This window comes from Pseudomonas sp. S37, assembly GCF_016658545.1.
GTDB lineage: Bacteria > Pseudomonadota > Gammaproteobacteria > Pseudomonadales > Pseudomonadaceae > Aquipseudomonas.
The window spans coordinates 15,131-34,962 of sequence record NZ_JACVZC010000035.1 but is presented as its reverse complement, the minus strand read 5'-3'; the positions used below and the strand labels follow the sequence as shown (position 1 = coordinate 34,962).

Below are 19,832 nucleotides of genomic sequence, written 5' to 3'. Positions count from 1 at the left end.
ACATGTTCGGAAAATTGACCTGGAATGCCATCCCTTTCGGCGATCCAATCATCATGTACACCCTTGCCGTGGTCGGGCTCATCGGTATTGCCATGATCGGGACCATCACCTGCAAGCGCAAATGGACGTACCTGTGGAAGGAGTGGTTCACTTCGGTCGATCACAAGCGCATCGGCGTGATGTACATCGTCGTCGCCCTGGTGATGCTGCTGCGCGGTTTCGCCGACGCATTGATGATGCGCACACAGCAGGCCATGGCCTCGGACGGCTCGCCCGGCTACCTGCCGCCGGAGCACTATGACCAGATCTTCACCGCCCACGGCGTGATCATGATCTTCTTCATGGCCATGCCGTTCGTGGTCGGCCTGATGAACATCGTGGTGCCGTTGCAGATCGGTGCCCGCGATGTGGCCTACCCGTTCCTCAACGCGGTGAGCTTCTGGCTGTTCGTTTCCGGCGCGGTGCTGGTCAACCTCTCACTGGGCATTGGGGAGTTCGCCCGCACCGGCTGGGTCGCCTACCCGCCTTTATCCGGCATCGGCTACAGCCCCGGCGTGGGCGTGGACTACTACATCTGGTCATTACAGATATCGGGGATAGGCACCTTGCTCACGGGGCTCAATTTCTTCGTCACCATCCTCAAGATGCGCACTACGGGCATGACGCTGTTCCGCATGCCAGTGTTCACTTGGACGGTACTGTGCACCTCGATCCTGATTCTGGCGGCGTTCCCCATCCTGACCGCCACCTTGTTCATGCTCAGCCTGGATCGATACCTGGGCATGCATTTTTTCACCAACGAGCTGGGCGGCAACCCGATGATGTACATCAACCTCATCTGGGCCTGGGGCCACCCTGAGGTGTACATCCTGATCCTGCCGGCATTCGGCATCTTCTCGGAGGTGGCTTCGACCTTCTCGGGCAAGCGGCTGTTTGGCTATTACTCGCTGGTGTGGGCGACCATCGTCATCACCGTGCTGTCGTTCATCGTCTGGGTGCACCATTTCTTCACCATGGGTGCCGGCCCGAACGTGAACGCGTTCTTCGGCATCATGACCATGATTATCGCCGTACCCACCGGGGTGAAGATTTTCACCTGGCTGTTCACCATGTACCGCGGGCGGGTGCGCTTCGAGACGCCAATGCTGTGGACCATCGGTTTCATCGTCACCTTCAGCATCGGCGGCATGACCGGTGTGCTGCTGGCAGTGCCAGGCGCCGACTTCCTATTGCACAACAGCCTGTTCCTGATCGCGCATTTCCATAACGTGATCATCGGCGGCGCAGTGTTCGGCTACCTGTGTGGCCTGACCTACTGGTTCCCCAAGGCGTTCGGCTTCAAGCTCTACGACCCGCTGGGGCGTGCCGCATTCTGGTGCTGGCTAGCAGGTTTCTATTTCGCTTTCATGCCGTCGTACTTCCTCGGCTTCATGGGCATGACCCGACGCCTGAATCATTTCAACGTGCCCGAGTGGCGGCCATTTCTGCTGCTGGAAATGTTCGGCGTGCTTGTCATCCTCTGCGGCGTGGCCTGCCAGGTGATGCAGCTGGTTGTGAGCATACGCAAGCGCCACGAAAACCGCGACCACACCGGCGACCCCTGGGACGGCCGCACGCTGGAATGGGCCACCGCGTCGCCGCCGCCATTCTACAACTTCGCCGAGCAACCGGTAGTGCATGGCATAGACGCCTATTGGGGCATGAAGGAACGCGGGGTCAAGACGCTGACCGAGGCGGATTTCCGCAAGATCCACATGCCGTGCAACACCAGCCTGGGCGTGGTGATCGGGGCGTTGAGCACGCTGCTGGGCTTCGCCTTGGTGTGGCACATCTGGTGGTTGGCGATCGCCGGCCTGCTGGCCACGGTGGCGACATTGATCGTGCGCAGCTACGACCCACATACCGAGTACTACGTGACGGCCGAGGAAGTCGAACGCGTGGAAACCGAACGCCGTCAACTGATGACAGAGGCTTGAGCCATGTCGCAGATCGTCCTGAATGAATCCGCCCGTCAGCAAGAGCAAGGTTACGAGGATGCGGGATCTCTGAGCCTGTTTGGCTTCTGGGTCTACCTGATGACCGACTGCATCCTGTTCGCCACGCTGTTCGCCACCTACGCCGTGCTGGGCCAGTCTGTGGCAGGCGGCCCAGGTGCGGCAGACATCTTCGAATTGCCCTACGTGCTCGGTGAAACCAGCCTGCTGTTGCTCAGCAGCCTCACCTACGGCTACGCCATGCTGGCCAATCACCGCAAAGACAAGCGCCGCGTGTTGCAATGGCTGGCTATCACCTTCGTGCTCGGGCTGGGTTTTATCGCAATGGAGTTCAACGAATTCCACCACTTGATCGCTGAAGGCTACGGCCCGCAGCGCAGCGCGTTCCTCACCGGCTTCTTCACCCTGGTTGGAACCCACGGCCTGCACGTGCTGATCGGCTTGGTGTGGATGATTTTGCTGATGATCCAGGTGCAGCAGCGCGGCCTGTGCTGCGTCAACTCCACACGGCTGAGCTGCCTGAGCCTGTTCTGGCATTTCCTCGACATCGTGTGGGTGTGCGTGTTTACCGTCGTCTACCTGTTCGGGGTGATCTGATGAGTAGCGAAAGCCAAGTTCACAGCAGCGCAGGGGCCAGCCAGTCCAGCCACAAGTCCTACAACATCGGCTTTGTAATGGCTGCACTGCTGACGCTCGTTCCCTTCGGGCTGGCCATGCATCCGAGCTTGCCGCGCACCGCCACGTTCCTGCTGATGCTGGCCTGCGCGGTGATCCAGATCCTGGTGCACGTGGTGTTCTTTCTGCACTTGACCACGGCGCACGAGCAACGTTGGAGCCTGGTGGCGCTGGTGTTCACCGTAGTGATCATCGTGCTGCTGGTGGGGTTGTCCCTATGGATCATGTACCACGTGCACTAAAACATGCTCGGTTTGTGAAATCGGATCGACCTATGACGCCCATGGGACATCCCATGAAAAGGACCTTCAAAACAATCCAGGCACCCGGGAGGCGCGCTGCTCATGAATGACCGCATCATAGCCCTGTTCACCGACACCACCCTGTTGGGCATTTCCATCCTCAATCTGCTGCTGGCCCTGGCTGTGGCCATCGGAACCTTCCTGGTCTCCCGCGCCGCCATCAGCTTCCTGCTGCACCGCATCCGTCGCTGGTCTGAACACGACGGTGTGCTCAGCCACGTGCTGGCCAAGGTGCTGGCTGGCACCAGCAATTTCTTGCTATTGCTCGCCTCCTTGCTGGTAGGCCTGAGCATGCTCGACCTGCCGGAGCGTTGGCTGACGCGAGTCAGCAGCCTGTGGTTCGTGGTCGCTGCTCTGCAAATCGGGCTGTGGGCCAACCGTGCCATTGGCCTGGGCCTGAACCGCTACTTTGCCCGCCACCGCACCGACGGCCTGAACCAGGGCAGCGCGCTGGCCACTCTGGCGGCGTGGGGAGCGCGGGTGCTGCTGTGGTCGGTGGTGGTGCTGGCGATGCTGTCCAACCTGGGCGTCAACATCACCGCTTTCGTCGCCAGCCTGGGTGTCGGCGGTATCGCCGTGGCGCTCGCTGTGCAGAACATCCTCGGCGACCTGTTCGCCTCGCTGTCGATCGCCGTGGATAAACCGTTCGAGGTGGGCGACTTCATCGTCATCGGCCCACTGGCAGGCAGCGTCGAACATGTGGGTTTGAAAACCACGCGCATCCGCAGCCTGGGTGGCGAACAGATTGTCATGGCCAATGCCAGCATGATCAGCAGCACCATCCAGAACTACAAACGCCTGCAGGAACGGCGCATCGTGTTCGAGTTCGGTCTGTCCTACGACACGCCAACCGAGGCGGTGAAAAAAGCCCCTGCTATCGTTGAAGAGGCTATCAAGGCGCAGCAGCAGGTGCGCTTCGACCGTGCCCATTTGCGCGGTTTTGGCAAGGAGGCGCTGGAGTTCGAGTGCGTGTACATCGTCAAGGGCCCTGGCTACAACCTGTACATGGATATTCAGCAGGCCATCAACTTTTACCTGCTCGAGCGCTTCTCCAAGGTGGGCGCCAAGTTCGCCGTACCGGTGCGGGCGATCAAGGTCACCGCGTTGCCGCAAGAGGCCAACCTCTCGGCACCAGGTCGAGAGGGCCTGGGCATCAGGGGCGCCTGACTTGTCGGCTGCTATGTCTACCGCATTACACGGACCATCCCTGGCAGGGAAGCGGCGGCAACCTTCAGGAAGATGATCCCCAACGTACCGTCGGCGCAAGCCAACGGGGTGGTCAAGGAGGCCATTCCACCGACATTAAATCTGACCGGATTCTGATCACTGCCAGAGTCTCATCAGAGCACCGTGAGCTCCGCTTACCGGGTCTTGCTCAGGATGTGGCACTCGGGCGATACGTGCCAGCGCCTGCTGGTGAGCGGCAACTTCTGGTCGTTGGATGTCGTAATCTTCCTGCCCTTGCGGATAGGCGCCCACGACCAGAAAGTCGTCGCTGGACGCCATGCAACGATGCCCCGTCCCTGCGGGTAAAACCAGAACATCACCCGCCTTGACCGTCAGCGCCTGACCCGCTGCACCGCCCAACATTATCCGAGCCTGGCCGCGGGCAACGCCAAGCACCTCGTGCGCATTGGGATGAAAATGGTGGTAATCGAAAATCCCGGCACGCCACAGCGGGGTCCATTGATGAGCGGCGAACAAGGTCTCGAACGCGCCGGCATTGTCATGCGCAGGCGCAAGTTGCAGCTGGTAGAGCAACACGGGGAAGCGGCTATTGGGCGTCGCACCATCGTCCTCGAACCGCAGGGCCTGCAGGGGCTGGGTGTTGCTGTCGATGGCATACATGAAGGCATCCTGATCAGGTGGGCAATGTCCTTGAGAAGCCATACCGGTGCCGAGGTTCCTGCGGGCTGACCACGTACAACCTGTTGAAACTTTCCCCTTCGCGGCCCAGTCCAGACCCTATCGATCACAGACAGGGAAAAGACGATGACAACGACAGTAGGCGACTTTTTGGTAGAGCGTTTGTACCAGTGGGGTGTTCGACGCATCTTCGGCTACCCTGGGGATGGCATCAATGGCGTATTTGGCGCATTGAGCCGAGCCAACGGCAAGATTGAATTCATCCAGGCCCGCCATGAAGAAATGGCCGCGTTCATGGCTAGCGCCCACGCCAAGTTCACCGGCGAGCTTGGCGTGTGCATCGCCACTTCCGGCCCCGGGGCCTCGCACCTGCTGACCGGTCTCTACGATGCACGCATGGATCACCAACCGGTACTGGCCATCGTCGGCCAACAGGCGCGCGCAGCGCTGGGCGGGCATTACCAGCAAGAACTGGACCTGTTGTCGATGTTCAAGGATGTTGCCGGTGCCTTCGTACAGCAGGCGTCGACCCCGGAGCAGGTGCGGCACCTGCTCGACCGCGCAGTGCGTACCGCCGTCGGCGAACGCCGCGTCACCGCCATCATCCTGCCCAATGACTTACAGGACCTGCCCTACCAGCACCCAGCACGGGCACACGGCACAGTGCATTCGGGCATTGGCTACAGCAAGCCCAAGATCGTGCCGTTCGACGCTGACCTGCAACGGGCGGCCGAGGTGCTCAATGCCGGGAAAAAGGTTGCGATTCTGGTCGGTGCCGGCGCCTTGCAGGCGACCGAGCAGGTCATCGCCGTGGCCGAAAAGCTCGGTGCCGGCGTGGCCAAGGCGCTGCTGGGCAAAGCCGTGCTACCTGACGATTTACCCTGGGTCACCGGCGCCATCGGCCTGCTCGGTACTGAACCGAGCTACCAGCTGATGAACGAGTGCGACACCTTGCTGATGATCGGCTCCGGCTTCCCCTATGCCGAGTTCCTGCCCAAGGAAGGCCAGGCCCGTGGCGTGCAGGTCGACCTGCAACCGGACATGCTCAGCCTGCGCTATCCAATGGAAGTCAACCTGGTCGGCGATGCCAGCGAAACCCTGCGCGCCTTGCTGCCGCTGCTCGAGCGCAAAAGCGAGCGGCGCTGGCGCGACAAAGTCGAAAGCTGGCGCGCGCACTGGGACAAGACCCTGGAGAAACGCGCACTGGTCAAAGCCGACCCGATCAACCCGCAGCGCGTGGTACATGAACTCTCCCCTCGCCTGCCTGACCAGGCCATCGTCACCAGTGATTCAGGGTCATGCGCCAACTGGTATGCCCGCGATCTGCAGATCCGCCAGGGCATGCAGTGCTCGCTGTCCGGCGGCCTGGCGAGCATGGGCGCGGCGGTGCCCTATGCCATCGCAGCCAAGTTCGCCCACCCACAGCGCAGCGTGGTGGCTCTGGTAGGCGACGGCGCGATGCAGATGAACAACCTGGCCGAGCTGATCACCGTGGCCAAGTACTGGCGGCAGTGGGACAACCCGCAGTGGATCTGCGCGGTGTTCAACAATGAAGACCTGAACCAGGTGACCTGGGAGCAACGCGTCATGGAGGGAGACCCCAAGTTCGAAGCTTCGCAGTCGATCCCCGATGTGCCTTATCACCTGTTCGCGATTTCCATCGGCTTGCAGGGCATCTATGTAGAGCGTGAAGAAGACATTGCCAGCGCCTGGGAACGCGCGCTGGCGGCTGACAGGCCGGTGTTGATCGAATTCAAGACTGACCCGAATGTGCCTCCCCTTCCGCCACACATCAAGCTGGAACAAGCGAAGAAGTTCGCCAGTACCTTGCTCAAGGGCGACCCGGATCAGGCCGGGGTCATCGTGCAGACCGCCAAGCAGGTACTCAGCTCGGTACTGCCCGGCAAAAAATAGCGATAGCAGGAGCCCGCGCGCAGGCGCGGGTTGCACGTTATCCGGCGTGCTTCAACGTTGTTCGCGCTGGCAGTAGCGCCACGCGCCGCAACGTTCGCAGCACTGGCATGTCAAGCCGGTGAATTCACCATCAGGCATCACATGCCACAGGCAGCCACGCAGCAGGCAGACAATGTGCATCTATCACCTCCATGGCCCGAAAACGCTGGGCTCCTATTGGTAGTGACTGCACCTGTGCGTGAAGGTTTGGTTGAAGTGCCTTAGCGGCGCTGGCGGCGCTCGCTCAACTCGATCCAGACGGGCGCATGATCGCTGGCCTTGGCTTCGTTTCGCACCCACGCATCGACGCCTGCCTGTTTCAGATACGGGGCGAGGTCCCGGTTGAGCAACAGATGATCGATGCGCAACCCGGCATTGCGGGCCCAGTGGTTGCGAAAGTAATCCCAGAACGTGTAGATGCGCTCGTCAGGGTACAGATGGCGAATGGCATCGACCCAGCCTTGCGCCAACAGTTGATCGAAACACGCCCGGGACGCAGGCTGAAGCAGCGCATCATTGGCCCAGGAACGTGGATCGTAGATGTCCATGTCCGTCGGCACCACGTTGAAATCTCCGGCCAGTAACATGGGATGGCCGCTGCCGTAGAGCACTTGCGCATGCTTGAGCAGGCACTCGAACCAACGCAGCTTGTAATCGAATTTCGGGCCGGGTTGCGGGTTGCCGTTCGGCAGGTACAGGCAGGCCACGAGCACCCCGTGTGCCGCGGCTTCCAGATAACGGCTCTGGTCATCGTCCTGCATGCCAGGCAGGCCGCGACGGACTTCGATCGGCTCGCTGTCACGCGCCAAGATGGCCACCCCGTTCCACGCCGGCTGCCCCTGGTACAGGCAGCCGTATCCCACGGCCTCGATATCCTCGCGCGGAAACTGCCGATCCGCCGCCTTGAGTTCCTGAAGGCAGGCGATGTCGGGCCGCTCGCGCTCCAACCAAGCCAGCAAAGCCGGCAGGCGGCTTCGGATTCCGTTGATGTTGAAGGTGGCGATTTTCAGCGCTTTCATGCGTCCGGGTCGCTCACATGGGCCTTCACTGCATCCTCCAGCGCCCCCACGTGCGCTTGGTCGGCCAGAGCCTTGAGCGCCAGCCAGTCGTCCCAGTCGATGGCGCCGTCGTCGCGCAGGGCCTCGGCCGTGCGGATCAGTTCATGGTGGTAGGCATCCGGCGACTCGCGCCGGTAGCTGATGTCGTCGTACTGTGCGTACCAGGCCTCAAGCTCGGGGATGCTGCGTTCGATGCTCATGGGAACGTCCTCGCATTACCAATACAGGTCAGAGCCTTGGCATAGCGTGATGTTCAACTCCAGTGTGCGGCTCAAAAGCCAATGCGGAGGTAGCCCGTCGCCCCCCAAGCGTCTTCACGGCTTTTTCACATGCAGTATGGGAGCGTTAGCTATCCCTACGTGTGATAGACCTTGCCCGCCTAGCAGCGGGCTTTCTTTTGCCCGACTTATCAGGCCTGGCTTGCATAATTGATAGCTGAAAAAAAGCCCGCGCAGAAGGCGCGGGCCGCTCAAAGAGCAACACCCGCCCTGATCAGTTATCCAGCTCGTCTTTGATGATTTTCCCGTCGTGTGGATCGACCTGGAACTCATACTGCTTACCATCAGCTTTCATGCCCTCACCTTCCCAATGCCCATCATCGGCCTCGATCTTGGTGATCTGCGTGTAGCCAGCACCTTTCAAGGTGGCTTCGGCCTGATCCTTGGTAACCTTCCAATCTGCGCCGGGCTGATCCGCCCATGCTGTCGTGGCTCCCAAGGTCCCCACCAGAGCCAAGCCGGTAAACAGTCGAGTCATCGCTTTCATCCCTAACGTCCTTTCCCATGGCATTTAACGATCCGACCGGCTCAATGACCTCGCCGTTCAGTTTGTGTCGGATGCCAATTCCAAGGCAGCGGGATCATCCCGATGGACAAGCGCTGATAGATCTCGGGACAGCAAAGCAGCGGCTGTAGGTTTCAGCATGGTTGAGCTCAAGTCCTCCCAGCCGATCCACTTACAATCGACGATGCCTCTGCCAAGCGAAACACTGCATCCGTCAGTAAGGTCCGCGGTGAAGATATGGTGGAGAACCCTGCCAACCTCGAGGGTGCCCACGGCGTTCAGCCGCGAGCAATGCAACGATAGCGCCTTCCAAAGCTCTCTAGCAGCAGCCATGATTGGGGACTCACCTGCCGCAAGAAGAGCGCTTGGAAACTTCCATTTGGCACCCTTTCTGCGAACCAGAAGAACCTGGTCATTGCGAGAACAGATGATCGTTACCTTTGCGCTGGTTGGGCGATGCTTGATGACGCTCATGAGGGATCGCACCTGGAAAATGGGCGACTTCCTGAACGTTGACGTTGGCTTCCTTATGGTGAAGACCCGCACGTTCGAAAACGAGTTCCGGACGCCTGTCCGGACCTAACCTTGAGGTCGTTTCGGGAATGATCGCTCGGGTGCAAGTACGCCCCTTTAGCCATGCCCTGCGAACCTGGAACCTCGCCCTTCAGGGCTCGACTCGCGTCCCACGCACCTTGATCCCGCTTCTGCATTGCTCGACCCGCTCGCGCTGTTCTGGCCGTTACGACGGGCACATTCGTAATCCGCCTCGGCACGCGTGGGGCAGTTCAAGGCAAGCCGTATCTTGCAATGGGTATCGTACAGGTCGAATCCTGCCCCAGAAGCGCCGGTGTAGCCGATTGGACGCGGGAAGGTCTCTTTTTCCATGGGTACAGCGGGAACGACAACGAAGCGTGTCTGCATGATGATCCCTCTTCCGGCAGACCTAAGTATTAGTCTTTTTATATATAACCATCAAGATAACTCATGTTTATTTGCACACCAGAATTTTGGGTACCCAATGACGCCAATGAGGTCAACAGTAACTTGCCCGGTAGCGCCTAGCCGCCTGTCGGTATAGGGTCGAGAGAACGAGAAATTTGTCCGATAACTGTTAGTGTGGACAGGACTGAACCCGAATCGCTTAGCCCTCTGGAGGCATCTGAAAATGACTAAGGCGGACTCGATTCGAATAACGGCACAGCTGAACGCCTGCAGCCAGGCCATGAGATCGCTACGAGCCTATGAAAGGGGAGTATCAGACAGCTGTTGTACGGATCTTCAGAAACTGCGCATCCGAGCGGAGTTCCAGTTCAATGCCTTGAAAGCGTTGGACGACGCTGAGAGACCAGGTGACCCCACCGCCGCTGGATGGGCTTGGCTTCTAGAAAAATTAGAGTGAAGACCAAGTGAGTTGCTTTGAGAACAGCGGTCGGTGTTACCTGATGACAACGACCGCCCTTGAAACCCTGTGCTTGTAAAAGCTACGCAACCTGTCTCACTGCAGGCTGCTGATCTGTCGCCAAGCGCCTTGCCCGCTCCACGCCCCAAGCCAAAGCTCGAGTCATGGACTCGCCTGGTCGAGAGTCGAAGGCTTCTTCATGACGGGCCATTCCACAGCCTGCATAGACCCCGATGAACATCTGAGTCTGGCCCACCCTTGAAAGCCTGACCTGCACGTCGATTGACGTGCCATCATCCAACTTCTCGCCATGAGACCGATGATGAAGCACTGGATCCGCCCAGTCCCAAAAAACATCACCACGAATGCGCATTCCGGCCTCCTACGACGTTAGTCTTATAGTTGTGAAACCTCACCATAGCCCATTAACGCGACCATTCAATGACATCGGCAATGATTCAGCGCAGAAGGGTTCAGGTGGGTCATGACATCGTGTATTTGCGGCAGGCGCTTGGCCTAGTTGAACCGTTCACCGTGCGACATGAACTTTGGCGTGCGGTTCTGGCCTTCCGTTCATATCGGAGGAACTGCCATGAGCCAATCGAGAGAGTTGCATGCCACTGTCATTTGCCTGCAAGCCGGCAAAATTCTGATGGTGCGTAAGGAAGCCCCTGAGTGGTCACTGCCCGGCGGGAAAATTGATCCCGGCGAGACCCAGCTCGAAGCGGCCTGTCGAGAATTGCGTGAAGAAACCAGCCTCCAACTTACCGATGCTCAGTTTCTCGGGCACAGCGTGCTTACTGGAGAGGAGCACTGGCTCTATCGCATGAACGTTCCAGCGTCCCTGCATCCTCGACCATCTCACGAGATCGTGGAATGCCGATGGTTTTCTGTCGCAGAACTCAGTCACGTGGCGGTAAAACCTACGAATGTGGAATTACTCAGACGAGAAGGCTTCCTGGAACTCAAATAAGTGAGGCCTTATCGTCATCAAGCCGCAAGCCAGCTCACCCTCAGCCCTGAAAGCTCAGCACTGAGGGCTCGCTGCTAGGTGGTCAGGACGATGGGCTTTTACACAACGACTCGATGGTACCCACCAGGTCGTCATACTGCACGGGCTTGGTGAGATGTCGGTCGAACTGCATGTCCTTGCCTTTGTGAGGATCCGTCGACACGCCATAACCGCTCAACGCAATCGCAGGCGTGTACTGATGAACCTTGCCGGCCCTGAGGGCACTGATCAGCTCATGCCCATCCATCTCCGGCATTCCGATATCGGTAAGAATAACATCGAAGCGCTCCTGGAGTGAATGCTTGAGCGCTTGGGCAGGATCACTGTAACTCTTCACCTGGGCACTCTCCATTTCAAGCAGCATGCGCATCACTTCCAGCACTTCTGGCGAGTCATCAATCAGCAAGACCTTGAGCCCCTTCAGTCGTCCTTGGGGCTCGCCGGGTTCGTTCCCATCCTTCGGCTCTTTGATCAGCTCCTGAGAAAGCGGCAGCGAGAGACTGAACGTACAGCCATGACCAATACCCGCAGACCTGGCAACGACCGAGCCTCCATGCGCCTGTACCAGCTGGCGAACCAGCGACAGCCCAATGCCCAGGCCGTCTCGCTGGTGGGTGGCATGCTTGGGTTTGGCCTGCTTGAACAGGTCGAACACGTTTTCCAGGTCGGCAGTAGGCAATCCGACACCGTTGTCGATGATATCGATGTGGGCGTGCTTGTCCGCCTTGCTGAGCACAATACGTACCTTGGCCGCTTCACCGCTGAACTTCAGCGCATTTTGCAGCAGGTTCCAGATCACTTGTTCCAGGCGGGTCGGGTCGCCGTCGATGATCATCGCCGGCACTTCCGCGCTCGGTTTCTCTAACGTGATCTCTGCGTTGGGATACTCTTCAATAACGATTGAGTGGATTTCACTCAGCATTGCACCGATATCAAGCAGGCGGGTCTTCAACTTCAGCTTGCCCGTGCGAATGCGAGCCACATCGAGCAAGTCATCGATGATTCGAGCCTGGCTGGTAACAGCCTCGCCGATGGCGCCGACCGCCTTGCTGGCATTCTCCGTGTTGCGAACGGCCGGGAGCCTTCGAAGAATTTCTGCGTTGAGCTGAATCAGGTTGAGCGGGTGCTTGAGTTCATGGGACATGACCGCAAAGAACTCGTCCTTCATGTGGATGGTGCTCTGGGTCTCGGCGAGCTTTTTGCTCTGCTCATCGTGCAGCCGTTTATGGCCCGTAAGATCACGCGCGATCTTGACGTAACCCAAGGCACTTTCGGCACGCAGCAACGCAATTTCGCCGCTGCAGAAGAACCGACTGCCGTCCTTACGCACGTGCCAACGCTCATCCTCACCACGCCCATGCTCACGGGCATTGCGCATTTCGGTTTGCGGAACACCCGCACTGCGATCTTCAGCGGAGAAAATCAGCTCGTAGGAGGAGCCGATGACCTCTTCAGCGGTGTAGCCAAAGATCAGTTGTGCGCCAGTGTTCCAGTCGGTGATCTTGCCGTGTTCATCCAGGATGATGATGGCGAAGTCGTGGGTGCTTTCAGCGACCAGGCGCATGCGCTCCTGGCCCAGGCGCAGATCTTCCTCAGCCTCCCGACGCTTGGTGATATCGATGAACGTCAGTACCGTCCCATCGATATGGTCTTCGCTGGAGCGGTATGGCAAAAGCCGGGCAATGTACCAACGGCCATCCGCGCTGCTGACTTCACGCTCCAGCATGGTCAGCGACTCGTACACGGACGAAGCGTCTTCGGCCAATTCCGGATAGTTGAGGCGATGGGTGATATCCAGCAGCGAGCGCCCGGTATCCACCGGGAGCATGCTGAAAATCTCTTTGGCGCGGGGCGTGAACCAGCGGATATGCATGTTGCGGTCAACGAACACCGTGGCGATATCCGTGGAGGCAATGAGGTTCGCCAGATAGTCGTTGATCTTGTCGGTTTCTTCGACCTTGGTCTTGAGCTCGTAGTTGACCGTGAGCAGCTCTTCGTTGATCGACTGGAGCTCTTCCTTGCTGGTTTCCAGCTCCTCCGTCGCGGAGCGCAGCTCCTCGTTGATGGCCTGCATTTCTTCGTTGGACGCCTTGAGCTCTTCGCTCGAGACTTCCGATTGCTCGATGGTTTCCTGCAGGTGGGTCTTGGTTCGCTGCAGCTCGTTCTCCAGACTGGCCAGCACCTTGTTCTCGGTTTGCAGATCCAGGTCGAGCAGTTCGGTGCCCGGTTCGATGGAGGTGACATTGAACACGATGGTGCGCACATCCTGATCGGTGGCTTCGTCTTTGAACGGACGCGCCGTGATATCGACCAGATAGTCACCTTCGTGATCGCTCACCCGGATCTTGCGGGACAGCGTGGCTTTGCCACTTTGCTGGGCCTGGTACAGCGTGGTGCGAAGCTCAAGGCGCAACTGCGGCATGATCAGCACCAGAACGTTTCGCCCAACCTCCCCCGTTACGTAACGCAGGAATCTGCCAGCACCCTCATTCATGTGCAGGATGTCGCCATTGGGGTCGACAATCATGCTCGGCGGCATCTGCTCGGCCATCGCCCGTTGATGGATATCGGCATAGGAAAACTTCCGCGCGGGCGGCAGCATGGGTGGCGGCGCCGCAAGACTGGACAGGGCAAAGCCGCCGCGGGGCATCGAAGGCGCCCGGCGATTGATATTGGCACCTGCCCGCGCACGGAAAATCCGGTTGCGCTTGTCAACCGGTGTGAACAGATCAGGGCAGGCATCGGCAGACTCGGACGAGCCCATGAACAGATAACCGCCAGGCTTCAGGGCAAAATGGAACATCTGCAGCATTTCTCGCTGGATGTCGCGATCCAGATAGATCAGCAAATTGCGGCAGACGATGAGGTCGATTTGCGAGAATGGCGGGTCGGACAACAAACTGTGCTTGGCAAACAAGACTTTTTCGCGGACTTCCTTACGGACGCGGTAGTGCTCACCTTCTTTCAGGAAATACTGCCGCAGACGCGTGGGTGGCACGTCGGTGATGATCGCTTCCGGGTACGCGCCAGTCCGACCTACCGCAATGGCACGCTCATCGATATCCGTGGCAAATACCTGGACTTTGACCGGGTTGACCTCAAGTTTCTGATGCTCAGTGCACAGGATTGTCAGGCTATAGGCCTCCTCCCCTGTCGAACATCCAGCCGACCAGATGCGCACCTCATCGGGGCGAGCTTTATCCTCGCCTGTGGACATCAAAGGGCTGAGCACGTGGCGCTCCAGCGCCTCGAAGGCCTCTCGGTCACGGAAGAAGTTGGTCACGCCGATCAGCATGTCCCCCAGCAACTGCTTGGCTTCGTCGGGCGTGTTTTCCAGGTACTGGTAATACGCAGGCAGGTCGGGTTGAGCCGTCACCTGCAGGCGCCGCTCGATACGCCGGAGCACCGTCGCTCGCTTGTAGTGCTTGAAATCATGCCCGGTGCGGGTTCGCAGCAGCAGCAAGATATCCAGCAGAACCCGCTCCGCCACCTCTCGCTCCAGTTCTGGAGACGTGGATGCGACCTTCATGTCGTGCGGTGCGGGGATCTTGATCGTCTTGGTATTACGCCAGATTTCGAGCAGCTTGTTGGGTATCTCGGCTGCCGGCAGCACAGCGTCGACCATTCCAGTCGCTATTGCCGCCAGCGGCATCCCGTCGAATTCAGCATCATCCGGGCTCTGCACGATGGTGATACCACCCTGCTCCTTGATGCGGGACAGGCCCACGGCACCATCACTGCCCGTGCCGGTCAGCACCAGGCAGTAGGCGAACTCCTTGTGCACGTCAGCCAGATCACGGAAAAACAGGTCGATAGCCACATGGCTACCCGCCGGGCGATTGGCTGCCGTAACCCTCAAGTAGCCATCGTTCATAGCCAGCTGACTGGCGGGCGAGATCACATAAACGCTGTTCTGCTCAATAGGTGCGGTATCGGTTACCTGCATCACTGGCATCGACGTACATGCCTGGATAATCTTGTCGGCCACACTTTCGTGGTCTGGCGACAAATGCAGAATAATGACGAACGCCATTCCGCTGTCAGCAGGCATCTGCTCGAAAAATGTCTTCAGCGCAGCCAGACCGCCCGCAGAAGCACCTATACCGACCACAGGAAACCGCAGGTGGCTGGGCAGAATGCCCTCTCGCTCCGGCAGTGAGGTGGGACGTCTTGTTGTCGGTTTCATGGGAATCTCGAATCTGATCGTGAGCTGAGGTTTGACGGTTCAGGCTGCAGATGGCCGTGTCCTGATCGACGCTATCGGCAGAGTAGATGGGCACCGGTAGGCATGCACTTCTGAGGAAGCAAGAAAGACAACTAGACGACGATTGTGAAACGCCATCATGTCGATCTTTAAGAGCACATTCCCAAAGTATAGTGCCTACCATTCGCAAAGTGGCCACAGCATACCTCACCTCTGCTCATGATCGGATCAATCCTGCTCTTGGAAAGATCAGTCAGCTGATCCACCTTAGTTCTCTGCCCGCTCATGACCACCCTCTAACGGGGCTCATGGATGGGACAGCCATTATGAGTAGCGCGAAAGTCGGATGACATTTCATAAGAAGGCTTGCGCACCCGCATGATGCCGCCAAGCGGTCGATGTGCAGCCAAGCCATGCCAGGGGCTGAACGCCATGCCATCTTCAATTTGCACAATTTTCTCCCCATCCCAGGATGGCTGGGGGTCTACGGTCAATCGGGCCACGGTGAGGTAGGGACTGAGGTTTTCCGGCCATTCAACGGAGGCATCTTCGATAGGCATTTTCTCGATATTGGTTGCCAGCTGAACCCGTACCTCCCAGATGCCACCATGCCGTTGAAAATGCTCAGCGACAATCGTGCGCAGGCCGTCGGGATCTTCACCCAGGTCGACCTTGAGGTCAGTCAATGCCTTCAACGACGGCGACACCGGTACGACGGCCAGCTTTGCGTAATAGGGCCCATACAGGATAGGCACGACGGTGCTGAAGGTTTCACCCAGAATATGCGTCTGCGGATGGCCGCCAAGGTCTTTCAGGGTACCGCTCTCGCCCCCAAGGGCTTCGACCATCGACTCGACCCCACGCAGCACTGCTGACAATGCCTTCTTCATGCCAGGCGCTTTATCGGTGGTTTTGGCCAGTAGCTTTAGGGTCTTGAGAAATGCCTTGGGCGTTGCCGAGGTGAAGGCCTTGGCGTTCACCATTACAAAGTCCTGCGTGATATCACCCTCGCTCCCAGGAAGGCGGGGGCCCTCTACGCCCACGATCTTCAAAGCGAGCCCTCGTGGGGTCGATACCTTGTCGTCCAGGATATCGCCGGGGTTGGTCGAGAAGCGCAGGAACACCGGCAAGGTACCTGGCTTGGCAAATGCACCCTGGGCAAGCTCAGTCGGCAAATCGTCCAGCATCGTTATCTGGCCGCGTAACAAACCGTGGGCTTTGGCATGCACGCTACGACTGGCGTGCCCGTTGTCGGCAAAGGTTTTTTCCATGATGCCGTGAAGGGTTTCGGCTAGCTCTTTGCTGGTCTCGGCCTCGTCATCCGGGATTTGCTCGAACGACGGCTGAAAACGCAGTGGCGTGACCACAAGGGAGGTATACGGCTGGTCAGTCATGGGTAAGCGCTCCTGAGGCGAAGACACAGGTTTCGTCACCTGTCTTTAACTCAGGGTCAGTTATCCAGAGCAGCGTTCATCTCGCTAACGAAGCGTCGGACAGATGGCCTGGCCGCGGATCTATCAGATATTCGACGAGCGTAACGGCACAGGCCGAGATCCCCTCCATAAGGGCCATCTCGAAACCATGGGTATTTTCGGTCGGGATCGCTATGCATCCCGCCTTGGCATCGATACCTGTGCTCAACACCGCGCTGGCATCGGAAGCAAAATCCACCAGTAATGCCGCTTGGGGGATATACCCTGCCCGCCGAGTGGCAGCCATCAGCGCCTGCACCACTGTGCGACTGTAGTATCCCTTCTGATCGCCGGTATTGATGATCGGATTGGCCGTAAGCTCCGTACCATACTCTTCAAGCACCGGCCCAACCTCGACTGCTATGGTGGTCTCTCCCGGTAACCTGGCAGCAGCGTACAGCGCACCGGCATTGGATTCCTCTTCCAGCGTGGTCAAGACGAACCACACATCCTGGTGCAATTCGTCACGCCTTGCTCGCAGCAAGCGGGCGCAATCGATGACCGCAGTGAGTGGTGCACGGTCATCCAGAAAATGGGCAGCCACACAGTCATGAACACTGAAAGGTTTACGCCAATGCTGACTGAGTACCACACGGGTGCCGGGGCGCACCCCAGCGCTTTCCAGCTCAAGCTTCGCCATGCGTGTGACCACATACACATCTTTCCACTGAATATTGCCTGCCAGCACATCTCGCCCATTGGGAGTCCGGCCGCTGTTGTGCATCGATCCATAGGACAGAACACCGGGCAGAGTTTTTCCATCGCCGAGGATCTCGACCGGGCAAACACCGAAGCTGATCGGCTGAGCACCACCCAAGGCCAGAACTTCCAACGTTCCATTCTCGTGGACGTTCTTGACGATCATTGCGATCTCATCAAGGTGCGCCATGACCCTGATGGCATCTTCTGGATCGCAGGAGTGTCCAGCGCGAACGACTCCAATTACATTGCCTGCCCGGTCAACATGCGCATCGTCGCAGTGAGAGGCCAACTCCCGCAGACAAATGGCCTGCACCTCATCTTCCTGGCCGCCAGGGCCGCGAGCATTCAGTAGCTCCGTCAGTAACGCGTCAATTTGCACAGTTCTCCCTCCTCGCTCCTGCGTCAGCTATTGACCCGATCCCGGCAACCTGCGTTCAGCCGGTTCGCTGGTCAAACCGCGTGGGGGATTTGTTTGAGCGGCCACCTTTGGCGGAACCAATGCCAGAGAACTGATGGATGCCAATCCAAGCTGCTTGCGGCGCAGGCTCTAGGACGCATGAAGTAAAGCGCCAAATACTTCATGCGTTTCGTCCGGTGAATGGGATTTTGTGGGAGTGATTGCCCTTGGCCTAGCAGTCGGACTTGAACACAGACTTTCCTGTGTGACTGACATGAGGTGAAAGATCATGGCTAACAACCAAACCAATCGCGGGCATCAAGGCGGCACTGCACAGAACAACCCAGGCAATTTTGCCAACGACCGGGAGAAAGCCTCCGAAGCGGGGCGCAAGGGTGGCCAATCCTCAGGCGGCAACTTTGCCAATGACCGTGAACGCGCCTCAGAGGCTGGCCGCAAAGGCGGACAGAACAGCCATGGCGGCGGTCGCAACAGCTAAGGCCGCTGGCCTACGTTGAATGTGCCAGGGCGAAGGATCGCCCTGGCATTTTTATGAGCGAGCGTTGTTCACAAGCACTCGACCGAGACAACTGGAGGTCACCGAGCGCTCCGTTTCCACGCCTCGTAACGCGCAAGCAGCGGCTGCACGCTGAGCCCGTGCAGCAAAATGCTCAACGCCACAACTGACAGCACCAGATTGCTGACTTGCACTGCAGAGCCCGGCAACAGGCCGTGATTGATGGCATAAAACAGGTAGTAGAAGCTACCAATGCCTCGAATGCCGAACCACCCCAACAGCCCACGCTGCCTCGCATCCAGCATTCCCCGGAACGGCATCAGCATGACGCTCAAAGGCCGAATCACCAGGAACAGCGCCCCCGCAATGATCAGGGCTCGCCAATCCCAATGGGCGACGAGCACAACGCCGAGCAAGGTCACCAGAAAGACCTCCAGCGCCCGTTCAACCAGGCTGCCAAATGCGAGCATGTCTCCCAGCATGATCCCGGCAGCCACCTGTGAATCCTCAAGCCCTTCCACATCTCCTTTTACGGCCAACTCTGGCGCCACGTGCTGGTGCCCCACCACAGGCTGCACCAAATGCTCCGCAGCCGGGGCATCTGGGTTGGTAGAGGTCTGCACTTCGGCCTGGCGCAGGCCCAGCCCGGCAGCGAACACCGCCAGGAACCCATAGGCCTGGATCGACTCGGCGATCACGTAAGCGAGCGCGATCAGTGCCAGGGCCAGGTAATCGTTGGGTGACACCGTACTGTCGTCGTTACGCAGGCGCAGGAATAGCGTGAGCTTGCCCAGACCACGCCCCATCCAGTAGCCGCAAAACAGGCCAGCAGCCACGGCCCATAACATGTCTTTGAGTAGCCAATCACCCAGCCACGACGCCCCGGTGTTCTGCTGAAGGAACAACCCGAGCATGACGAATGGAAAAGCCACCCCATCGTTCAGCCCGGCCTCGCCAGACAAACTGAAACGAACAGCATCATCATCCTGAGCATCGACCACCTGTACCAGGGTCGCCAGGACTGGGTCGGTAGGCGCGAGAATAGCCCCGATCATTACCGAGATACCCCATCCCAAATTCAGGCCGTAGTGCGCCACCAGTGCTACGCCAGCGATGCAGATCACCATGACCGGCCCAGCCAGGTAGAAGGCCCCCCACCATCTGCGGTTACCCAAGGGCAGCCGCAACTTCAGGCCGCTGAAGAACAGCGAAAACAACACGGCGACTTCGGTCAGATGCTCCATCCAGCCACTGGACTGGGCGACATCAAGCTGCAGGAAGCTCAGCCCGGGCGAGCCCAGCGCAATGCCTAGACCAAGGCATACCACCGAGGACGTAACAGGTATCCAACGCAAATAGGAAGATGAGAGCGCGAGTAGCAACAAGACTGCGCCCAGCATGGCGAACCAGACGATGAAGGTCATGTGCGCAGGGGCCTGCAAAATAGGTATCGACTGAAATTCGACGTTTCGTCACTTCACGTCGTTCCGCTGCGCTT

At 58.8% G+C, this 19,832-nt stretch carries 18 protein-coding genes and 1 pseudogene; 7 read left to right on the top strand and 12 right to left on the bottom strand.

Annotated elements, in window-relative coordinates; genetic code table 11:
* Window positions 1-2 precede the first annotated feature (2 nt).
* The 4 genes from cyoB (at window position 3) to IAE39_RS13615 (ending at window position 4,138) form a co-directional block, all read left to right on the top strand.
* Window positions 3-1,976, top strand: a complete 1,974-nt coding sequence (gene cyoB / locus IAE39_RS13630) for a cytochrome o ubiquinol oxidase subunit I (protein WP_201203174.1) — start codon at window positions 3-5, stop codon at window positions 1,974-1,976.
* A 3-nt stretch (window positions 1,977-1,979) separates the two neighbouring features.
* Window positions 1,980-2,591: a cytochrome o ubiquinol oxidase subunit III gene (gene cyoC, locus IAE39_RS13625; RefSeq protein ID WP_201203173.1), complete on the top strand. Its 612-nt coding sequence runs from the start codon at window positions 1,980-1,982 to the stop codon at window positions 2,589-2,591.
* The gene (cyoD, locus tag IAE39_RS13620) at window positions 2,591-2,911 is read left to right on the top strand and encodes a cytochrome o ubiquinol oxidase subunit IV (protein ID WP_201203172.1); all 321 of its coding nucleotides are present in this window, start codon (window positions 2,591-2,593) and stop codon (window positions 2,909-2,911) included. Before cyoC ends, cyoD begins: the two co-directional genes overlap by 1 nt.
* A 102-nt stretch (window positions 2,912-3,013) precedes the next feature.
* The gene (locus tag IAE39_RS13615; RefSeq protein WP_201203170.1) at window positions 3,014-4,138 is read left to right on the top strand and encodes a mechanosensitive ion channel family protein; all 1,125 of its coding nucleotides are present in this window, start codon (window positions 3,014-3,016) and stop codon (window positions 4,136-4,138) included.
* A 156-nt stretch (window positions 4,139-4,294) separates the two neighbouring features.
* Here IAE39_RS13615 and IAE39_RS13610 read toward each other — a convergent pair whose 3' ends face one another.
* On the bottom strand, window positions 4,295-4,819 hold the full coding sequence (locus IAE39_RS13610; protein WP_201203168.1) for a cupin domain-containing protein: 525 nt from the start codon (window positions 4,817-4,819) through the stop codon (window positions 4,295-4,297).
* A 144-nt stretch (window positions 4,820-4,963) separates the two neighbouring features.
* Between IAE39_RS13610 and IAE39_RS13605 the strand changes: the two genes are divergently transcribed.
* Window positions 4,964-6,751, top strand: coding sequence for a thiamine pyrophosphate-requiring protein (locus IAE39_RS13605; RefSeq protein WP_201203166.1), 1,788 nt, complete (start codon window positions 4,964-4,966; stop codon window positions 6,749-6,751).
* 51 nt (window positions 6,752-6,802) lie between these two features.
* On the opposite strand, the gene IAE39_RS29910 is transcribed toward IAE39_RS13605, so the two are convergent.
* The 7 genes and pseudogenes from IAE39_RS29910 to IAE39_RS29660 form a co-directional block, all read right to left on the bottom strand.
* On the bottom strand, window positions 6,803-6,931 hold the full coding sequence (locus tag IAE39_RS29910; RefSeq protein ID WP_268934150.1) for a PSPA7_2676 family Cys-rich small protein: 129 nt from the start codon (window positions 6,929-6,931) through the stop codon (window positions 6,803-6,805).
* Window positions 6,932-7,011: 80 nt separating this feature from the next.
* Window positions 7,012-7,809 (bottom strand): exodeoxyribonuclease III, encoded by a 798-nt coding sequence (gene xth / locus IAE39_RS13600; RefSeq protein WP_201203163.1) that lies wholly within the window; start codon window positions 7,807-7,809, stop codon window positions 7,012-7,014.
* Window positions 7,806-8,048, bottom strand: a complete 243-nt coding sequence (locus IAE39_RS13595; RefSeq protein WP_201203161.1) for a hypothetical protein — start codon at window positions 8,046-8,048, stop codon at window positions 7,806-7,808. The genes xth and IAE39_RS13595 overlap by 4 nt, the downstream gene beginning before the upstream one ends.
* Before the next feature lie 292 nt (window positions 8,049-8,340).
* Window positions 8,341-8,613, bottom strand: coding sequence for a PepSY domain-containing protein (locus IAE39_RS13590; RefSeq protein WP_201203159.1), 273 nt, complete (start codon window positions 8,611-8,613; stop codon window positions 8,341-8,343).
* Between the two features lie 57 nt (window positions 8,614-8,670).
* Complete coding sequence (locus IAE39_RS13585) at window positions 8,671-9,105, bottom strand: NUDIX domain-containing protein (protein ID WP_201203157.1); 435 nt, start codon at window positions 9,103-9,105, stop codon at window positions 8,671-8,673.
* A 222-nt stretch (window positions 9,106-9,327) separates the two neighbouring features.
* Window positions 9,328-9,558 (bottom strand): annotated as a pseudogene (locus IAE39_RS29665) (hypothetical protein); the annotation flags it as partial.
* A gap of 554 nt (window positions 9,559-10,112) precedes the next feature.
* The gene (locus IAE39_RS29660; protein WP_236548557.1) at window positions 10,113-10,403 is read right to left on the bottom strand and encodes a hypothetical protein; all 291 of its coding nucleotides are present in this window, start codon (window positions 10,401-10,403) and stop codon (window positions 10,113-10,115) included.
* A gap of 219 nt (window positions 10,404-10,622) precedes the next feature.
* Here IAE39_RS29660 and IAE39_RS13580 point away from each other — a divergent pair, with 219 nt between their 5' ends.
* Complete coding sequence (locus tag IAE39_RS13580; RefSeq protein ID WP_201203155.1) at window positions 10,623-11,003, top strand: NUDIX domain-containing protein; 381 nt, start codon at window positions 10,623-10,625, stop codon at window positions 11,001-11,003.
* An 82-nt stretch (window positions 11,004-11,085) separates the two neighbouring features.
* Here the strand turns inward: IAE39_RS13580 and IAE39_RS13575 are convergent, their stop codons facing one another.
* From IAE39_RS13575 to IAE39_RS13565, 3 genes are all read right to left on the bottom strand, one after another.
* Window positions 11,086-15,228 (bottom strand): CheR family methyltransferase, encoded by a 4,143-nt coding sequence (locus IAE39_RS13575; protein WP_201203154.1) that lies wholly within the window; start codon window positions 15,226-15,228, stop codon window positions 11,086-11,088.
* 314 nt (window positions 15,229-15,542) lie between these two features.
* Window positions 15,543-16,640, bottom strand: coding sequence for a catalase family protein (locus tag IAE39_RS13570; protein ID WP_201203153.1), 1,098 nt, complete (start codon window positions 16,638-16,640; stop codon window positions 15,543-15,545).
* A gap of 76 nt (window positions 16,641-16,716) precedes the next feature.
* A complete protein-coding gene (locus tag IAE39_RS13565) occupies window positions 16,717-17,799 on the bottom strand; it encodes a M42 family peptidase (protein WP_201203152.1) in 1,083 nt (360 codons plus the stop codon).
* Window positions 17,800-18,106: 307 nt separating this feature from the next.
* On the opposite strand from IAE39_RS13565, the gene IAE39_RS13560 reads away from it, so the two are divergent.
* Entirely contained in the window at window positions 18,107-18,316 is a 210-nt protein-coding gene (locus IAE39_RS13560; protein WP_051096970.1) for a general stress protein, read from the top strand.
* A 98-nt stretch (window positions 18,317-18,414) separates the two neighbouring features.
* Here the strand turns inward: IAE39_RS13560 and IAE39_RS13555 are convergent, their stop codons facing one another.
* Window positions 18,415-19,758 carry a cation:proton antiporter gene (locus IAE39_RS13555; protein WP_201203151.1) on the bottom strand — a complete coding sequence of 448 codons (1,344 nt, stop codon included), beginning with the start codon at window positions 19,756-19,758 and terminating at the stop codon, window positions 18,415-18,417.
* Window positions 19,759-19,832 lie beyond the last annotated feature (74 nt).

What these genes read in the sequence shown, in the direction of transcription:
- IAE39_RS13580 (WP_201203155.1), top strand. Translation starts at nt 10,623, where the DNA reads ATGAGCCAATCGAGAGAGTTGCATGCCACTGTCATTTGCCTGCAAGCC.
- IAE39_RS29660 (WP_236548557.1), bottom strand. Translation starts at nt 10,403, where the DNA reads ATGCGCATTCGTGGTGATGTTTTTTGGGACTGGGCGGATCCAGTGCTT.
- IAE39_RS13555 (WP_201203151.1), bottom strand. Translation starts at nt 19,758, where the DNA reads ATGACCTTCATCGTCTGGTTCGCCATGCTGGGCGCAGTCTTGTTGCTA.
- IAE39_RS13575 (WP_201203154.1), bottom strand. Translation starts at nt 15,228, where the DNA reads ATGAAACCGACAACAAGACGTCCCACCTCACTGCCGGAGCGAGAGGGC.
- cyoC (WP_201203173.1), top strand. Translation starts at nt 1,980, where the DNA reads ATGTCGCAGATCGTCCTGAATGAATCCGCCCGTCAGCAAGAGCAAGGT.
- IAE39_RS13590 (WP_201203159.1), bottom strand. Translation starts at nt 8,613, where the DNA reads ATGAAAGCGATGACTCGACTGTTTACCGGCTTGGCTCTGGTGGGGACC.
- IAE39_RS13595 (WP_201203161.1), bottom strand. Translation starts at nt 8,048, where the DNA reads ATGAGCATCGAACGCAGCATCCCCGAGCTTGAGGCCTGGTACGCACAG.
- cyoD (WP_201203172.1), top strand. Translation starts at nt 2,591, where the DNA reads ATGAGTAGCGAAAGCCAAGTTCACAGCAGCGCAGGGGCCAGCCAGTCC.
- IAE39_RS13560 (WP_051096970.1), top strand. Translation starts at nt 18,107, where the DNA reads ATGGCTAACAACCAAACCAATCGCGGGCATCAAGGCGGCACTGCACAG.
- cyoB (WP_201203174.1), top strand. Translation starts at nt 3, where the DNA reads ATGTTCGGAAAATTGACCTGGAATGCCATCCCTTTCGGCGATCCAATC.
- IAE39_RS13585 (WP_201203157.1), bottom strand. Translation starts at nt 9,105, where the DNA reads ATGAGCGTCATCAAGCATCGCCCAACCAGCGCAAAGGTAACGATCATC.
- IAE39_RS13610 (WP_201203168.1), bottom strand. Translation starts at nt 4,819, where the DNA reads ATGTATGCCATCGACAGCAACACCCAGCCCCTGCAGGCCCTGCGGTTC.
- xth (WP_201203163.1), bottom strand. Translation starts at nt 7,809, where the DNA reads ATGAAAGCGCTGAAAATCGCCACCTTCAACATCAACGGAATCCGAAGC.
- IAE39_RS13570 (WP_201203153.1), bottom strand. Translation starts at nt 16,640, where the DNA reads ATGACTGACCAGCCGTATACCTCCCTTGTGGTCACGCCACTGCGTTTT.
- IAE39_RS13605 (WP_201203166.1), top strand. Translation starts at nt 4,964, where the DNA reads ATGACAACGACAGTAGGCGACTTTTTGGTAGAGCGTTTGTACCAGTGG.
- IAE39_RS29910 (WP_268934150.1), bottom strand. Translation starts at nt 6,931, where the DNA reads ATGCACATTGTCTGCCTGCTGCGTGGCTGCCTGTGGCATGTGATGCCT.
- IAE39_RS13615 (WP_201203170.1), top strand. Translation starts at nt 3,014, where the DNA reads ATGAATGACCGCATCATAGCCCTGTTCACCGACACCACCCTGTTGGGC.